General features: G+C 67.8%; 14 protein-coding genes. 13 read left to right on the top strand and 1 reads right to left on the bottom strand.

From position 1 onward, the window contains the following. Positions 1 to 675: 675 nt before the first annotated feature. Entirely contained in the window at positions 676 to 1,887 is a 1,212-nt protein-coding gene (locus AC5L3X_RS31295; protein ID WP_494861780.1) for a helix-turn-helix domain-containing protein, read from the bottom strand. A gap of 102 nt (positions 1,888 to 1,989) precedes the next feature. On the opposite strand from AC5L3X_RS31295, the gene AC5L3X_RS31290 reads away from it, so the two are divergent. The 13 genes from AC5L3X_RS31290 to AC5L3X_RS31230 all read left to right on the top strand — a co-directional run bounded on the left by AC5L3X_RS31290 (position 1,990) and on the right by AC5L3X_RS31230 (position 16,867). Further along, a complete protein-coding gene (locus AC5L3X_RS31290; RefSeq protein ID WP_494861779.1) occupies positions 1,990 to 2,700 on the top strand; it encodes an HAD family hydrolase in 711 nt (236 codons plus the stop codon). Positions 2,701 to 3,396: 696 nt separating this feature from the next. Then, positions 3,397 to 6,237, top strand: a complete 2,841-nt coding sequence (locus AC5L3X_RS31285) for an AfsR/SARP family transcriptional regulator (RefSeq protein WP_494861777.1) — start codon at positions 3,397 to 3,399, stop codon at positions 6,235 to 6,237. A 323-nt stretch (positions 6,238 to 6,560) separates the two neighbouring features. Beyond that, the gene (locus AC5L3X_RS31280; RefSeq protein WP_494861776.1) at positions 6,561 to 7,019 is read left to right on the top strand and encodes a single-stranded DNA-binding protein; all 459 of its coding nucleotides are present in this window, start codon (positions 6,561 to 6,563) and stop codon (positions 7,017 to 7,019) included. A gap of 164 nt (positions 7,020 to 7,183) precedes the next feature. Next, positions 7,184 to 9,031, top strand: coding sequence for a ParB/RepB/Spo0J family partition protein (locus AC5L3X_RS31275; RefSeq protein ID WP_494861775.1), 1,848 nt, complete (start codon positions 7,184 to 7,186; stop codon positions 9,029 to 9,031). Positions 9,032 to 9,151: 120 nt separating this feature from the next. After that, positions 9,152 to 9,493 (top strand): hypothetical protein, encoded by a 342-nt coding sequence (locus AC5L3X_RS31270; protein WP_494861773.1) that lies wholly within the window; start codon positions 9,152 to 9,154, stop codon positions 9,491 to 9,493. A 2-nt stretch (positions 9,494 to 9,495) separates the two neighbouring features. Further along, complete coding sequence (locus tag AC5L3X_RS31265; RefSeq protein ID WP_494861772.1) at positions 9,496 to 10,056, top strand: hypothetical protein; 561 nt, start codon at positions 9,496 to 9,498, stop codon at positions 10,054 to 10,056. A 160-nt stretch (positions 10,057 to 10,216) separates the two neighbouring features. After that, a complete protein-coding gene (locus tag AC5L3X_RS31260) occupies positions 10,217 to 11,368 on the top strand; it encodes a DUF932 domain-containing protein (protein ID WP_494861771.1) in 1,152 nt (383 codons plus the stop codon). A 210-nt stretch (positions 11,369 to 11,578) separates the two neighbouring features. Continuing rightward, a complete protein-coding gene (locus AC5L3X_RS31255; protein WP_494861770.1) occupies positions 11,579 to 11,965 on the top strand; it encodes a hypothetical protein in 387 nt (128 codons plus the stop codon). Beyond that, entirely contained in the window at positions 11,962 to 12,942 is a 981-nt protein-coding gene (locus AC5L3X_RS31250) for a hypothetical protein (protein WP_494861768.1), read from the top strand. Before AC5L3X_RS31255 ends, AC5L3X_RS31250 begins: the two co-directional genes overlap by 4 nt. After that, positions 12,942 to 14,324: a recombination directionality factor gene (locus AC5L3X_RS31245; RefSeq protein ID WP_494861767.1), complete on the top strand. Its 1,383-nt coding sequence runs from the start codon at positions 12,942 to 12,944 to the stop codon at positions 14,322 to 14,324. Before AC5L3X_RS31250 ends, AC5L3X_RS31245 begins: the two co-directional genes overlap by 1 nt. Positions 14,325 to 14,336: 12 nt before the next feature. Next, entirely contained in the window at positions 14,337 to 14,816 is a 480-nt protein-coding gene (locus tag AC5L3X_RS31240; protein WP_494861766.1) for a hypothetical protein, read from the top strand. 90 nt (positions 14,817 to 14,906) lie between these two features. Further along, positions 14,907 to 16,145, top strand: coding sequence for a hypothetical protein (locus tag AC5L3X_RS31235; protein WP_494861765.1), 1,239 nt, complete (start codon positions 14,907 to 14,909; stop codon positions 16,143 to 16,145). A 131-nt stretch (positions 16,146 to 16,276) separates the two neighbouring features. Next, positions 16,277 to 16,867, top strand: coding sequence for a hypothetical protein (locus AC5L3X_RS31230; protein ID WP_494861764.1), 591 nt, complete (start codon positions 16,277 to 16,279; stop codon positions 16,865 to 16,867). Positions 16,868 to 17,083: the final 216 nt, after the last annotated feature.

The raw sequence follows: 17,083 nt of genomic DNA, 5'->3' as shown, positions 1-17,083 counted from the left end.
CATGGGAGGAAGCCACGCCGACCGGCGCTCATAAAGCTCTTCCTTCACGACGCTGTCGGATCCTGGCGACTTCACGCTTCTGCATGGGTCAGAAAGTCCTTCCTGATCAAGGGACCCAGAGGACGCAGCGAACGCCCGTGGCGGTCTTCTCGTACGTCGCGAACTTCCAAGCCGACAGGTACGGTGCCTGGTGGAGCTGCGCGGGAGGCAGGGGATGCGCTCCGGATGCTCTCCAACGCCGCACGTAGCTCCCTCGCTGCGGCACGCTGAGCCGAGACTCTTGGCAACAAGAGCCAGTAGCGTCCGGGAGGCATCTGCTGCCGAGTCGGAGGGAGGATGAGACGACGCCTGATGTCGGCGATTCGCCGCTCGGGTAACTGCCAATGGTCGGCTGAGCCGATCGGCACGAGGAAGTAGAGAGTACGTTCCGCGGGGTCGACGACCACAGGCAGGCTGACTTGTGACAGTCGGTGGAGCATCGTCAGGCCGACATGACGCGGGACGCGGATACCGTCCCACTCGGCCACCCGGAGCGTAGCTTGCACATCAACGGCTTCGAGTGGCGTATCTGCTGGCCTTCGCATGATCACCGTCTGTTCATCGAGCGATGTTTCCTGCGACGGTAGGGAAGCGAAGGAGCAGTCACCCGAACTGTCAGTTCGGGTGGGCTGGCAGTTAGGGCTCGCGAAGACTCAGACGCTCGGCAAGCGCATCCACTTGTCGCCGATATGTCGGCCGGACGCGACGTCGCAGACGGGAAACCATCTCTTGCGCGAGGGGGTTTCTAGCCAGGTCTTCGGGTGCGAGTTCTTCCAGATCGAGCAGATGCACGAGTACGGCCGGATCTTCTCGGCGCAGGTCGTAGCAGCGGGCAACTTCCAGCAGGAAGGTGAAGCGCCGTTCTATCGATGGCAGATGGGCGATGTCGATCTGGTCCGCGACGCGGAGCGCTTCTGTGGCTTCGCCGGCCTCCATCTCGATGCTCACAGCGTGGAGCTCGACATTGCTGGGGCCGAAGACCGTCCACATGGTGTTGCCTTCGCCGGCCTGAGCGGCCCGTACTGAGGCGCTGGCGGACAGCCGCTCGCGTGCTTGCCACCACTTCTTGCGTCGAGCATCAGCCACGACTGCCACCAGTTCCAGCGCGCCCGCCATCGCGATGACGTTTGCGCTGGCTGGTAGGGCGTCCAAGGCCTCGATGCCCCGGATCGCAGTCTGCTCCGCTCCCTCGAACTCGCCATCAGCGAGGAGAACATGACCGAGGTTCCATTTGGCCGCGGCCGACCGAATCGGATCGTCGGCGTCTTCGGCTGCGCGCAACGCTCGGTCGGCAACCATGAGCGAGAGTTCGATTCTCCCGGCCCGGCGGCAGTACGAGCGAAGCATGAAATACAAGTCAGCAGCTGTCCTGAGGACGTCTCGCCGTGTAGTGCTGTCTGGGCTGAGGCGATGTGCTCGTATGGTGCTCTCGGTATCGATGATGAGTGCAGGAAGTATGGCGCCGGCCTCGGTGTACCGATTAGGGCTTGTCTGCCATATTCGCCAGACCGCTTCTACGCGCTCCCGTAGTTCCGATGCTGCCACGGGCTCGGTGCCGTCGTCCGGACCGTAACCCATCAGGGCGGTGACGACGCTGTCGGCTACGTAGGCGTTCTCCGACAGAAGTTCGCTCCGCTTTTCGTCACCCAGCAGTGCCGCCATGGGGACGCCCAGTTCCACCGCGAGAGCATGCAGCACAAGCAGAGAGGGAATCTTCAGGCCACGCTCGATCTGGCTCAGGTACTCCTCGGTTATCCCGCATAGCCCGGCGACGGCGGCCTGCTTCCGCTGCCTCTTCTCTCGCCAGAAGCGAATGCGTTCGCCGATGAGAAGCGTGGGTGCGCTCATCCGAGTCCCCTCCCTGCTGCTGCCTTGAGGGTAGACCTCGACGAGGTTCGCAGGACCAGATCGGAATGAGTATGTGCCACTCTGGAGTGCGACGAATGTCGGTTGGAGGACTTAGTGACGGTTCGCCGGATCGTGTTGTGGGACATCGATCACACTCTCATCGACACGAGGGGGGTTGGGCGCGAGCTGTCATCTCAGGCTTTTGAGCAGGTTACTGGCGTGCCCATGATCCAGCAGGCGAAGATCGACGGCATCACCGAACCTGTGATCTTCCGGGAGACCGCCAAGCTACATGGCCTGCGGACCGATCGGCACGACTTCGAGCGATTCGCCGCTGCGCTTACCAAGGCCCACCTGGAGCGGGCTGCCGAGTTGAGAGAGCGTGGTCACGCGCTCCCTGGGGCTGCCTTGGCTCTGGACGCTCTGGACGCAAGAGCCGAAGTCGTTCAGACGGTTCTCACGGGCAATATCCGGATGGTCGCGGAGATCAAGCTTCAGGTATTCGGTCTCGACGGTCATATCCGTTGGGAAATCGGCGCTTACGGAGAAGACGACGATGTACGGGCGGAACTAGTACGTATCGCCTTGAGGCGGTCAAACGCCGTATTCGGGGAACCCGTCACGCCTCGTAACGCGGTACTCATCGGAGACACGCCGGCCGACGTCGAAGCCGCCCTTGAGAACGATGTTCCAGTGATCGCGGTGGCATCCGGGCGAAGCTCCGTTGATGACCTGCGCGACGCGGGAGCGGTGGAGGTCCTGCCCAGCCTTGAGGATGCTGACGCGCTCGTGACCTTGGTCCTGGGAGCTTGACTTCTCCTGGCGGTAGGTCAGAGGCTCCTCAGTGGCAGGTCCTCGGTTGGAACCAGATCCGCCGCGCGTTCGCCACCCGCTGCAGCAGTTCCACAGGCTGAGCTTCCCGCCTCGGGTGACGCGCTCAGCGGTCAAGACAGAGACGCCCGGCCGAAGCCGTAGCGTCTCCGCTTCGTCCTTCGTCGCGGCACGAGCTCCGATGCGTTCGCGGACGCGGGCGGTCTGGGGATCGAGCACACCGGCGGCGATGAGTGCGGCCAGGATGCCGCCGTCGACCTTGCCGCTGCCGGCCACCGGAGTGTCGTCGACGTGGGTGATGAGTCCCGGGTACACCCGAACGCCGACGCCGCAGGGCGGGGTTCGCAGAGGTTGGCGCGAGCCGGATGCCGGCCCAGTTGATCGAGGGCGGCGAGGTCCTGGCCGACAGCGGTGCTGCGGCCGGTCATGAAGCGGTCGAAATCGGTGTCAAGGCCGGGTGTGGGCGAGGTGCTTCTGCAAAATGGTGGTGGCTCGGCACTCTCCCGATAAGGCATGCCAGAAACGGGTGGCGAGAGTGTTGATCGGGTTGTGATGCGGTTGTCGCCGGGTCATGATCCAGTTTCGGATTTGCGCAGTAATATCCAGAACGATCAGATTTCGTACAAAATCTCTCCTGTCATATCGCCGATCTCCTTCTTGCCGTGAATGGGGGCTCCTGTGCGGTTCGCCATCTTGGGCCAGATCCAGGTCGATCGCGGAGGAGAGCGGATCGAGATCACACGGACAAGACGCCCGTTGCTGGCCACGTTGTTGCTGGCCGGCGCTGACGGGATCGGTGCCGAGACGCTGATGCAGGCGGTCTGGGGCGACACTTACGGCCGGGAAAACTCGCTGAAAACCGCCTTGTCCCAGCTTCGCCGGCTGCTACCCGGGCGAATTCCGTCCGCTCGCGGCCATGGATACCGCATTGTGCTCCGTCCGGAAGACAGCCTTGACCTGGTCGAATTTCGGCGGCTGACCGGGGATGGCCGGGCTCAGCTATCAACGGGTGATCAACATGCCGCAGTCGCCTCGTTACGCCGGGCGCTGGAATTGTGGAGAGATCCCCCGCTGGCCGATGTGCCGGAGGATCCCATCCGGTTGGCGACATGGCGCCAGGAACTGCTGTGGGAGCGCAAAGTGGCCCAGCAGGATCTTCTGCGCGCGCGGTTGAAGACGGGCGAGCATCGTCAACTGCTCGGCGACCTTCGCCGGGAACTGGCCGACGACCCGTTGTCGGAGCTGCTCAACGCGTTGCTGATGATCGCCCTGTACCGAGCGGGATATCGGGTGGAGGCGTTGCGGCACTACGACACGCTTGCCACGTTGCTGGCCCAGGACGCCGGCGCGGACCCCGGGGTGAGGCTGCGCCGGCTGCGTGACGACATCGCCAACGACACCATCGATCCCCGGACTCTGGACGAAGACGAACAGGCCAGCGCCATCACTCCCGTCGCTGCCTGGGGAGCCGGAGGACTGCCTCCCGCGCAGCTACCGCCGGTTGTGAGCGATTTCACCGGCCGCGCAGCAGAGACGGAAGAACTGACGCGATATCTGCGCACCGCCGGGCAGACCGGCCGTGTCCCCATTGCGTCCATCAATGGCGCACCAGGAGTGGGTAAGTCGGCTCTGGCCCATCAGGTCGCGCATCTGTTGCGGGCGCACTTCCCGGATGGCCAGGTCTACGTTCACCTCGCCGGCATGTCCGAGCGGCCACGCGAGATCAGCGACGTGCTGGGGGAGGTGCTGGCCGCGCTGGGAGTTGAGCTCGGCAACGTGCCCGCCACCGTCACCGGACGCACCGCGCTGTATCGCTCGGTCCTGGCCGGTCGACGGGTCCTGGTCGTGCTCGATGACGTGTCCGGTATGCACCAGGTCGATCCCTTGCTGCCCGGCACACCGGGATGCGCCGTGATGGTGACCAGTCGCGCGCACCTGGTCGGCGGCGCCGGCATGCGGACGGTGCGGCTGGGCCCGCTGTCACCGGAGGAATCGCTGAGCCTTTTGGGTGAGATCATCGGCGCCGAGCGCGTTCATACCGATGCGGTCGCGGCCGCCGACATCGTCAGCGCCTGTGACGGACTCCCGCTGGCGGTGCGGATCGTCGGCGCCCGGCTGTCGGGACAGCCGGAATGGCCGCTCGCGACGTTCGCCACCCGACTGCGCAAGCGGCTGCTCACCATGCTGCAGGCCGACGACATGACGGTCGAGGCCGGTATCGCCGACAGCTACGAGTCGCTACCGGATCTCGCGGCGCGTGTCTTCCGCTTGGCCTCCCTGCTCCGGCCGGGCGGATTCGCGGGCTGGGAGATGGCCATGCTGGGAGGCGAAGACGTCGACGATGTCGAAGAAGTCCTGGAGAGCTTGACCCGTCACAGCCTGCTCTCCACGATCGGGGTGGATTCTCTCGGCCAGCCGCGCTATCGACAGCATGATCTGCTGCGCGTCTTCGCCGCCGCACGCCTGGCCGAGCGCCCCAACGAGCGCGACCAGGCCGTCCACCGGCTGATGCTGGGCTGGCTTGAGCTCGCCAGCCTGGCCGACGAACAGATCGTCCGGGAGCCGCATGATCCACCGGTCGTGGCATTGGAGATGTCCTTGTTCGCTCCGTCGAACGTTCGCCAGTCGATCGTTGACGACGCTGACGGCTGGCTGGCGACCGAGGCAGCGAATCTCTTGTACGTGGTACGCATCGCCTGCGATCAAGGGTTGCAGCGCCTGGCTATGGGGCTGGCGTTGCGTGTGACGTCCTATCTGTATCGCGAAAGCCGTCATCGCGACGCCGAGGATATGTGGCGGCGCCTGCTGCAGACGCTCTCACCCACCGATGTGCGCTTGGCCGCGGAGGCGCGCCATCGCCTGGCCGCGCTGATCATGCACCGTGTGGGCGGCGCGAAGCGGGCATTGCCGCTGCTGGATGATTGTGTGAGCGCGCGGGAGAGCAGTAAAGATCTTCCTGGGTTGGCGCGGTCGCTGGCGTTGCGAGCGGTTTGCCGTCGCCAGCTCGCGACCGCGGCGTCAACGGCCTCTGATCGCGATACTTTGCTGATCGAAGCCGAGGAGGACGCCGACCGGGGATTACGAATTGCCGACGACATCGCCAATCCGCACGCCGAGCTGGTCTGCCTACGGGCGATGGCGACTGCGGCCAGCGCTCGCGGAGATCACGAGCGTGCCCTCGTACTCGGGCATGAGGCTGTCGCGGTGGCCGGGCGACTCGCTGGGAAACCACAGGACCAGTCCTATCTGCGGTTGACGCTGCAAACGCTGGCGGCGGTGATGCTGGGCGCCGGTCGTGCGGAGCCCGCGTTGATGCTGAGTGAGCAGGCCCGCGAGTTGAGCGTGGAGATAGGGCACCGTGCCGGACAGGCACACGCGCAGGAGTCGGCCGGTGACGCGCTGGCCGCGCTGGGGCGCCGTTATGAGGCCGGCGAGCGCTACAAGGAGGCGGCCGCGGTGTTCGAAGCCGACGGGGGAGCGGAGGAGGCCAGGCGCTGCCGCGCCAAGCTGGCCGAATAGCCGGCGCGGCACCGGCGCGTCTGTGATCAGCCTCGGGTTGGAGACCGGATGGCGGCCCCGTCCCGGCCGGCCGACCGTGCGCCGCCTTGGCGCGGCGCCGCAAGCCGGGTTCTCGCCAAGGCTCGTGCCTGCCACGGCATAGATCTTTTGCTGGCGCAAAACATCTTGCCGTGGCCGCCACCACCCGGTTTGCGTCCCTCGCGTCCGGCGGCGCTGTGTCTGCCTCGCCGGGACAGGCCACTACCCGACCAGCCCTTACCCCGGCAGCCCAGCTCATCCGCTGCCGCCCCGAGGGCGCTGGCGTCGGCTCAGGAAGGCCAGTTATGGACATTCAGATCAGCGTCACCGGCAGGATCGCCTACGAGCCCCATTTCTTCTCCGCCGGTCATAACAAGCCGGCCATGTGGTCGGCCACGCTTGAGGTCAACGGCCCTCCCACTCCGGGCCGTGACGGGTCCCCCTACGTCCCCACCCGGTACGTCGAGGTGGTGACCTACGGGGTGGCGGCCATCCGCGCGCACGAGTCCTATCGCAAGGGCCACGTGCTCGTCGTCCAGGGCTGTGACCTGGCCGCGCGCAGTTATGAGGCCAAGGACCGGCAGAACAAGCCGGTCGTGCGCAGCGTGGTCAAGGTGACCGCCACCGCGATCGGGCTGTGCTCGCGCTACAGCGTGGTGTCCGAAGCCGCGACCGCCTGGCCGCCTGTCGGCGCCGACTCTCCCCGGATGGTGCAGGGTGCTTCGGCCCCGACCGCCGAGGTACCCGCAGCAGCAGCCGCCTGACCAGCTGGTTGTAACTGGAGGGCCGCTCGCCTCTGGCGTAGCGGCCCTCCGTCGTTCTTCACGCCGCCTATCGGCACCGCCGCCACCGCGCCTTCCTGCCACTGCGCGTGCGCGGCGAGCCTTCCTTGTCCCGCTTCGTCTCCTCGAAGGGAGTCACCGTCCGCATGTCCATTACTTCCGCAGCTCACGACACAGACCCCGAGGCCCATCCCGAGCCGGGTTCCGATTCCGAGCTCGAACTCGGCACTGGATCCGCCGTCGACACCGATACCGATCTTGAGGTGCCCGAGGGCTTTCGCCTGGTGTACATCCCGGTGCGCCACCTTGGCCACTTTCCCGACAACGTGCGGGAGGACTACCACATCACCCAGGGCTTCTGCGCCTCGCTCAAGTCGGAGCAGCAGGTCCCGGTGACGGTCATCCCCATCCCGGCCGACTACCAGCGCGGTGAGGGAGAGGAGGAGCACCGCTGGTGGGTCGTCAAGGGCAACCGCCGCCTTGAGGGCGCCATCACGATCAACTTGGCGAAGCTGCTGTGCCTGATCGACCTGACCAAGGCCGACGACAAGGCGAGCCTGTTCGTCGACCAGGTCGTGGAGAACGACGAGGAGTTCCGCCGCGGCTTGAACCCCTTCGAGCAGTCTCGCGCCCTGTTCCTGGCGCACCAGCTGGGCGCCACCCGGACCGCGATCCGCAAGAAGACCGGCCGCACCCGCGAGGAGGTCGCCCACGCGATCGCCGCGGGAAAACTGTCGCAGCAGACCCGCCGTAGCGCGCAGGCGATGGAGTACGCCTGGACGCTGGACGAGCTCGCGTTGCTGGACGAGTTCGACGGCGACGACGAGGCGTTGGCCCAGATCGATCAGCTCATCTCCCGCTGGGGGCACACCGGCCGGCACGCCATCGAGCGCGTGCGCAGAGATCGTCAGGAGGCTGCCGCGCACGCCCAGGCGCTGGCCGATCTGGAAGCGGCGAGCATCCCGGTGACCGAGGACGAGCCACCCGGTGCGGTACGGCTCAGCCGGCTGGCCAGCAGAGTGGAGAGCTTCGATCCGGAGCAGCACGCCGATTGCCCGGGGCGCGGGGCGTTCTTCTACTCCTGGCGCCAAGAACAGCCGGAACTGTATTGCAGCACTCCCGAGCGGCACGGCTACAGCCCGCCTCCGGTCATCACGCTGTCGTCGGCGGCCAAGGCGAAGGATGACGGCCCGTCCCGCAAGATCATCGTGCAGGGCAACCGGGCATGGATGGCGGCCGCCACGGTCCGTCAGGAGTGGCTGGCCTCCTTCTTCGCCCGTAAGAGCGCCCCCAAACCGGTCGCCCGATTCATCGCGCAGGTCCTCAACGACATGCCGTTCCCGGTGCGGGACAAGCTCGGTTCGGCCTCCTCCTCGACGCTGTATGGCAAGCTCGGCGGACCCGCTGACCTGGACGCGGCGCTGGCCACCGCCACGCCCGGCCGGTTGGCGATGCTGCAGCTCCTGCCCATCGCGGTGGCCTGGGAGTACCAGATGAGCCAGGCGTCGGCTGAGTGCAAGAACACCTGGCGGGAGGGACGCTACAGCCCGTGTTCGACAGCTGATGCCGCCAAGTGGCTGCGCTTCCTCGTCGCCGAGCTCGGGCCGGAGCTCGGCGACAAGGCATACTCGCCGGCGCCGATCGAGCAGGTGCTGATCGACGGCATTCCCTACCGTGGTGACGCCCTGGCTGACACCGACGAGATCACCGCCCCGCCCGAGGAGGACGACAACCCGCAGGACAACGACGCCGCCGTCGAGGAGGCAGGCGTCGAGGACGGCGCTGCTGACGGCGGCGACCTCGCCAGCCCCCACGCTCGCCCGGACGATCTCGCCCAGGACTTGACCGCCACGACAGCTGATGAGCCCACCACCGGCGAGCCCGCCGGCGAGCTGGGCCTGACCGACCTGGTCGCCGAAGTGCTGGACGACGCCATCCCAAATCCCACACCCGGCGAGCCTGCCGACGATCACGCCGATCCACTGGCGGCCTGACCGCATCGGCCACCGGCCTCTGCACGAAGCAGGGGCCGGTGGCACGTTCCCGCCCGACCAGCGAGGTGCTGGGGCAAGGCGCCCCAAGGGCGGACCGCTCTTCGGAACGAAAGGACCCGCATGGGATCCACCAGGTATCTGTTCACGATCGTGGAAACCCTGGACACACAATGGGCCACCGACGACCACACCACCTGCCGCGCCTGCCTACCCGGGCCGGACGACACTTCTCAGCCCACCTACACGATCCGCCTGCTACGGCACTGCAGCGGTGAGTGCGGCTGCGTCGTGCAGATCGACCACCTCGCCGCCGTCCATGACCGCACCGGCACGGGCGACTGGGCGGGCACCTACGACACGCCTGAGCAGATCGGCGATCCGGCGCTGCGCCGCTACGCCGAGGCGCTGCTCATCGACCGGGTCGAGCCCAAGGCGGCCCTCTCCGACTCAGTGAGGTCGTGACCATGGCAACGCGCGGATTCGTCGGCTTCGTGGCCGACCAGAGCGAGAAGATCGCCTACATCCACGATGACTCCTACCCGGCCGGAGTGGGCCTGGACGTGCTGGCGTGGCTGCGCACCGCCATGCGGGCCCCAGACCGGCTCCGGGAGCGGGTCGCCGCCCTGCGAGTCGTCAGCCCTGACAGCACGCCCACCGATGCCGACATCGAGCGGCTTGGCAAGTACGCCGACAAGCTCGCCGATACGTCCCGCATCGGCCACTGGTGGCAATTGCTCTGGCAGACGCAGGGCGATCCCGAGGCGATCTTGGAAGCGGGCGTCATCGAGGACGTCTCCGATTTTCCTGCCGACTCCTCCAACTGCGAGTGGGGCTACGTGGCCGACCTCGACACGATGGTCTTCGAGGTCTACCGAGGACGGCAGGACCAGCCGCACAATCGCGGCCGCTTCGTGGCCGGGCAGGACCCGTACGAGGAGTGGCCAGCCGCGCTGGTCACTGGATGGCGGCTCGACCAGCTGCCGAGCGATGACGAATTCCTGGACACCCTGGCCACCGCGGGGTGAGCGCCGGGTGCCGCCCGGTGTGGCGCGCTCACCACCTGGCACCCCCAGCCTCCCAGCACCTTCCGCATCCCTCCTCTTCCTGGGCCCGGCCGCATGCGGCCGGGCCTTTCGCATCCCCCATCCCCATCATCCCTATTCCTGGCGAAGGAGCTCGTCCCTCATGACCTCCGCATCCGCGCTCACGCTGACCACGCGCAATGCCGACCTGCCGAACTTCGTGGAACTGCTGCGCCACCAGCAGGAACACAAGGTCGACGTCGTCGTCCACAGCGAGCAGATCCGCGCCGTCGACACTCGACTGCAGCTCACCGGCACCGCGCCGCTGCTGTCGCCCAGCGGCGTCACCGCCACCGCCGGGCTGTACCTGCCCACCCGGGTATGCGACCAGGGCCTTGCAGCCAAGCTCGGCATCCCGCAGCAGTACCTGCGCCGGCTGCGCGCCGACAAGCCCGACCTGTACGACGCCAACGTCAACGGCTGGCTGGAAACCGCGGATCGGCGCTTCCTGCTGCGCGGCCTGCATGGCGAGCACGGCGGCCCCGGAGGCCCCGGAGTGGCCCGGGCGTTCCTGTCCGACAGCTACCGCATCATCGACAACCTCGACGTGCTCATGGCCGCCCTGGACGGCGTGCGCCAGGCCGGCGTCCAGGTGCAGATCGACGGCTGCGACCTGACCGAACGCAGGATGTACGTACGCGTGGTCTGCGAGAAGGTCCGCGCCCTGGCTCCGGAGCTGCTGCGCGACTACCGCAGTCCGTTCACCGGTGCCGGCGGCGCCGATAACCCGATCGTGTTCGCCGGCTTCGTCATCGCCAACAGCGAGGTCGGTGAAGGCGCGTTCACCTTGGTTCCCCGCCTGGTGGTCCAGGTGTGCCGCAACGGGCTGACCATCACCGCCGATGCCCCCCGCCACGTCCACCTCGGTGCCCGCATGGAGGAAGGCATCGTGCGGTGGAGCGCCGACACCGCCAAAAAGAACCTGGCGCTGGTCACCGCCCAGACCCGGGACGCGGTCGCCACCTACCTGGACGTCGACTACGTCCGCGCCAAGCTGGACGAGCTGAGCGGGCTGGCCCGCGTCAAGGTCGCCGACCCGGCCAACACCATCCAGCTGGTGGCCAAGAAGCTCTCCTTCAGCGACGAGCAGCAGGAACAGATCCTGGCCCACTTCATCAAGGGCGCCGATCTCAGCGCCGGCGGCGTGATGCACGCCATCACCAGCGTCGCCCGAATTCTGCCCGACGCCGACACCGCGCACGAGATGGAAAGCGTCGCCTTGCGCGCGCTGCAGCTGGCCGCCCACGGCCGCTGAACACCCGCACCCGGGCTCGGCCGAACCCCTCGCTCGCTCGCGCCCGGGTCTGTTCGGGCTGTACTGGCCCGCCGTTGCCCCCCTCGCTCTCTCGATCCCGTCTTGCTCTCCGTGAAAGGAGGCACCGTGGTGTGCCTGTCCGACCTGCCCAACCCCGCCGCATACTCCGCCCGAGCCCCGCAGCCCAGTTCGCCTTCCCACCCGCGCATCATGCGGGGTGAGACTCAGACGACCTCCGACGTGCAGGTACTCGACGCCATCTACGACCGGCTCCTCAACGACTACGGCGACTGGGGACCGGACACCCTGGCAGCCATCGCCGACACCCTCACCCAGTCCGGCCGCATGATCGTCGACGTCGAGGCCATCGGCGCCGAGATGATCGAAGACCACCACGGCTGGCCCATCGCCCGTATCCACGCCGACCAGATGGTCGGCTACATCCACCAGGCCCTCGATGGCGGCATCCTCGTCGAGCTGTTCACCCGCGACGCGGACGCGGCCGACCGGCTGCGCGTCCTGGTCGACGGGCAGCCACTCCACACCGGAGAACCTCCCGAGCCGATCCCGGCCGTACACCAGCCGCGATCGCGATGAACGGCAACGACGACGGCAACGGCAACGAGCTCCCCTACGAGCAGGACCCCGACGCCCCTCAGCACGCCGTCATCACCAGCAACGGCCGCTACTACAGCGATCCGGCCACCGGCGAACTGCTCGTCTCGGTCACCAACGTGCTCAGCACGATGGCCAAGGAGGCGCTCGTGCCCGCGGCGGCCAAGCACACCGCTGAGTGGTTCGCCGAACACCTCCCGGCCGCGATACGAGCCGCCGCCGACCCTGACGATCTGGCCGAGTTCGTCAAGCAGGCCAAGGCCGCCTACCACGCGGAGTGGGAGCGGTGGATGCGGCTGGGCAGCCGCGTCCACCGCCAGGCGCAGGCGATCAACCTGGGCGGCGCGCCGATTGCCCCCGACCTCGAAGCCGAACCGTTCGTCGGCTCCTACCGGAGCTGGCTGGCCGACTTCGGCATCGACATCGCCGCCGACATCCTCACCGCCGAGTGCACCATGCTGAACCGCGAGCTCGGCTACGGCGGCACCAGCGACCTGTGGGTCAACCTGCGCTTCCCCGCCGACACCTCGCCGCTGGTGCCCCGATTCAAGCCGCGCAAGGTGCCGGCCGACCCGCTGCCCACCCCGTCCGGGCTGTGGCTGGTGGACATCAAGACCAGCCTCAAGCATCCGGCCTCCGCGGTGTGGGATGAGTACCCGCTGCAGCTGGCCGCGCTGCGCCGGGCCCGCGACGCGCTGGTCTGCCCGCCCGCATGCCGCTACGGGGCCACCGAGCACCACGACGCCCTCCACGAGTTCCCGGTCCCGGACTTCGTCGGGGCCGCGGTGCTCAACCTGCGCACCACCGGCTACGGGTTCATCCCGCTGCCCGCCGACGACCATGCGTTCGCCGCCTTTCGCGGGCTGCAGCCGGTCACCGCCTACCTGCACCAGGTGGACCTACGAGGTCGCAAACCCATCCAGCCACCCATCCAGTCTCCGACCAGGAAGGACGCCTGATGCCGATCCACCCCGCGATGTTCGAGCGGATGAAACGCCAGCAACGCGCCCACTGGCCCGACGGCCACATCCGCATCGGTGACAGCGTGCCCGGCAACGGCGGCCACCCCCAGCCGCGCAAACTGAACACCTTCCGCTTCACCTCGCCCTCCCGCCCGCTGATCGAGGCGGCCGCCGACCTGTACGGCGGGACCGTCACCGAGATGACCCGCGGCATGGACAAATGGCAGGTCACCACCGCCGCCGACGAGATTCCCGTGCTGCTGCCGCCGCACTCGGTGACGCAGTGGATGGAGTACTGGGACGGCCCCTACTGCGAGCGGCGCTGCGACGGCGAGACCATCGAGCAGAAGTCGGGCCGGCCCTGCCTGTGCCGGGCGGAGCGGCGGCTGCGCTGCAGCGTCAAGACCCGGCTGTCGGTCCTGCTGCAGGACGTGCCCAGCCTGGGCACCTGGCTGCTGGCGTCCCAGGGTCTCAACGCCGCCGAGGACCTGCCCGACCGGGCCGCCTTCATCGAGCGCGCCGGCGACTACATCGACGCCATCCTGCTCGTCACCGAAGTCCGGACACTGAAAGACGGCAAACCGGTCACCTTCCCAGTCCCCAGGCTGCGGGTGGAGGGCATCTCCCCACGCCAGCTGATGACCGGCACCGTCCCCGAGCGCTCTGAACTGGCACGCCGCAACGCACCCCAGTTGCCCAGCAGTCCAAGCAGCGACGCTGGCGAGCAGGGCGGCCAGGGCGGCCAGGGTGAGACGACCCGCCAGCCCGAGACGGCCGCAACCCCCGGAACGACCAGCGGCACCGGACCGGATGACGGCGACGATCGGTCCAGTCACACTCCGCCGGACTACCTCGCGCTCGCCGCGGCCGCCGCCACCCCCGACCGGGTGCGCGCCATCTGGCACCAGGCGAAGGAGGCCGGGCATCTCACCCCGCAGTTGCGCACCATGCTCAACACCTTGGGCGCCGCGCTGACCGCCCGCCAACGCCAGGACACCTCAACGGCCGATTCCCCGCTCTCCGATGGCGCGCCTGCAGGCAGGGTCACACCGTTCGCAACCGGCGAGCCATCCTCGCGCGAGGGGAGCGGCTCGGACATGGAACTCGCCCAGCAGCTCACGCCACAGGCCGAAGCCGAATGGCTGCGCCACCAAATCCTCGGCTGTTGGCCGGGCGGCACAACCGCCCTGCACGACACCTTCCACGCGACGACCGGCACGACCATGCGCGAGGCGAATTTGCGGCAGCTCAAGGACTTCGCCGCCAACCTGCGCCGGCAGCTCGGCGAGCAGGACCGCGAAGTCGTCGACGCCGACCTCGTCGACGACAACCAGCCTCCCCACCCCGCGGCCGACCGGCCGCAGGACAACGCACGCTGAAAGGAAACCGCCATGATCATCAACTCCGCCCGGCAGCGCTACCGCGAGGTGGCCTGGCTGGGCTTCGATCGGATTGTCGAGGCCGACACCAGCCCCAACCCTGACCTGCGCTGGTGGCAGCTGGAGTATCGCAGCGTGTGCGGTACGGGCTGCTGCTACGCCGGGCATCTCGCCCTGGCCGCAGGCGGCCGGTGGCTCATGGACATCCGCGACCGCCAGATGGTCATCGACGGCACGCCCATCACCAAAACCGATCTCAACTCCGTGCCGTACTCGCTGTGGCAGTACATGGTCGCCACCGTCGACGACCCCCGGCACCTCGTCCACAAGGTGCGTCGTGAGCGCGTCATCCACGTCAGCCATCGAGCGGCCCACCTCATCGGACTGGACCCCGACGCCGATCACCTCGGCGACGAAGGGCTCTTCGGAGTCGACAACACCCGCGAAGACCTGGAGCGGCTCATCACCGAGCAGGTCGGCCCCCGCCCCTAGCTCTTGCCTTCTTTCTCCCCGCTCATGGGGCCGGCCGCGTCTGCGGCCGGCCCCATGACTTTTGTCCGCACCACGATGGAAAGGCTCACCATGCCGAGACAGGACATGACGGCCGAGGAACTGGCCGCCTGGCAGGGCCGCAAGGACCGCGGCCGTGCCCGCGCCAAGGAGCGCGAAGTTCACGCGGCCGCGGCGTTGCGCGACAACCCGGAGCTGATCGATGCCTTCCGGACGTTCTGCGCCCGCATGAACCCCTACTCCCTGCGCGACTGCCTGCGCATCTTCGGGCAGGACCCGGACGCCACGCACGTGCAGCCGCGCTTCTTCTGGAGCGGCTACGGCCGCGCCATCGCCGAGGAGACGTCCGCCATCTGGATCATGGCTTCGAAGGTCGAACGAACCAAGACCAAGGAGGTGGAGAACGCGGCGACCGGCGACGCCGAGACGGTCGAGGAGTCCTACAAGTTCTGGCCCGTCGAGGACGTGTTCCCCGCCTCGGCCACCGTGCCGAAGAACGGGGCGTGCCCCTTCTGCGCCACCGCTGAAGGTCAGCGCTGCCCGGACACGTGCCCGGTGATGATGCCGCAGGCCGCCCGGATCCCGTCCCGGCAGGATGTGGCGGACGCGCTCGACCGGGTGCTGCGGCAGATCGGCGGGTTCGACACCGGCCTGCTCGACGACCTCGGCGACGACCCGTTGCCCGAGCACAGCGACGGCATCATCTGGACCACCGTCACCCTCACCAAGGGCGCCGCCCAGGGCCGCAAGCCGAAGACGCGCCGCTACCGCTTCCACCACACCGTGGACATGGACCGGCCGGGCGTCCGCTACGCCATCGCCGGCCTGGGTGTCATCTGGATCGGCCCCTACGAACTGGCGCGCGAGGAAGAGCCCGCCCTGCAGGTCCAGTACGGCGACAACGTGACTCATGAGTGGGAGATGACCCACTCCTCCTCCTGGGACAGCTCTCGCACGGTGGCCGGTTCGCACGCGCCGGTCCTGAACGGGATCGCGTTCGCCTCCACCAGCATCATCTACCCCGCCACGAGCTGGGAGTACTTCTCGCCGTGGCGTGAAGGCCGGTCCCAGGTGCCGGAGAGGACCGCTCAGCAGATGGGCCAGGTCGTGCGGCAGCTCCTGGAGCACTACCGGTCGCTGCCGGAGGCCGCCGAGCTGGACAAGGAAGGCGCTCGGCGCCGGGCACATCGTCGCGCCCGCGAGGCCGAACATGACGCGGCGTCCCTGGCCAAGCAGGAAGCGCAGCTGGCCCGCCAGCGGGCCGAGGCCGAGCAGCGCGCGGACGCACAACGGGCGCTGGCCGAGCAATAGCAACGCGAGCCCGATCTCGTCGGGCTCGCCCCGACCTTCTTGATCGCACGGTCCCCGCCCGGCCAGTCCCGGGCGGGACCGTTCCCCTACCGGACGAAGGAATTCACGCCCATGGACCTCAAGGTCACACCGTGAACACGCCGATCCCCATCCAACTCGCCAAGGCGGCACTTCACGCGGGGATGATCGTCCCGGTGATCACCCTTCGGCATCTCGACGGAGTGCCGGAGTTCGGCATGGTCGACCACGACAAGCTCACCGCCTGCCTCGGCGGCATGCTCTGCCAGCTGTGCGGGGCTCGCCTGCAAGGCGTCGCCATGCTCCTGGCCCGTCCCATGGACTTCGGGCACGGCTACGTCGCCGAGCCGGCCCAGCATCCATGGCGCGCCGCCTACTCCCTCAAGGCGTGCCCCATGCTGGCCGACCGCCTGCCCAAGCACCGCGACCGAACCCAGTCACGCCGGCAGTGCGGAACACCCGGCTGCTGGTGCGAGACCACCACACCCACACCAGACATGATCATCCGAGCCGATCGGCCCGCGAACCCCTGGTACTCGGTGCGCATCCCGCTCAGTGACTACCGCATCGAGGAGTCCGCACGACGAGGTCCACGCGGGATCTCGCTGCGCCACATGAAGCATCCCAAGATCCGGCTCGCCTCCCGTGGACAGCCGGACGCCGCTGACCTGGCCCGAATCATGTTCCTCGACCTGCCCTACTGACAGCCGCTACGCCGATCCTCCCCGGGACTGCCCGCTGACGGCCGCCCGGCCCATAGGCCTTCGATACTGGTGTGATCGCCTAATCAACTGTCGCCAGTTCCCCGGGGAGTCCAGTCAGCTGGTGACTGACTGTGGTCGCGTTCACGTCCAGGGAGATGGTGTGCGGGTGATCTAGCCCATGCTGTGGTGCGGGTGAGATCCATGTGACAAGAGACG

The organism is Nonomuraea sp. CX421, from assembly GCF_059358955.1.
This window is presented reverse-complemented; position numbering and strand designations above follow the sequence as displayed.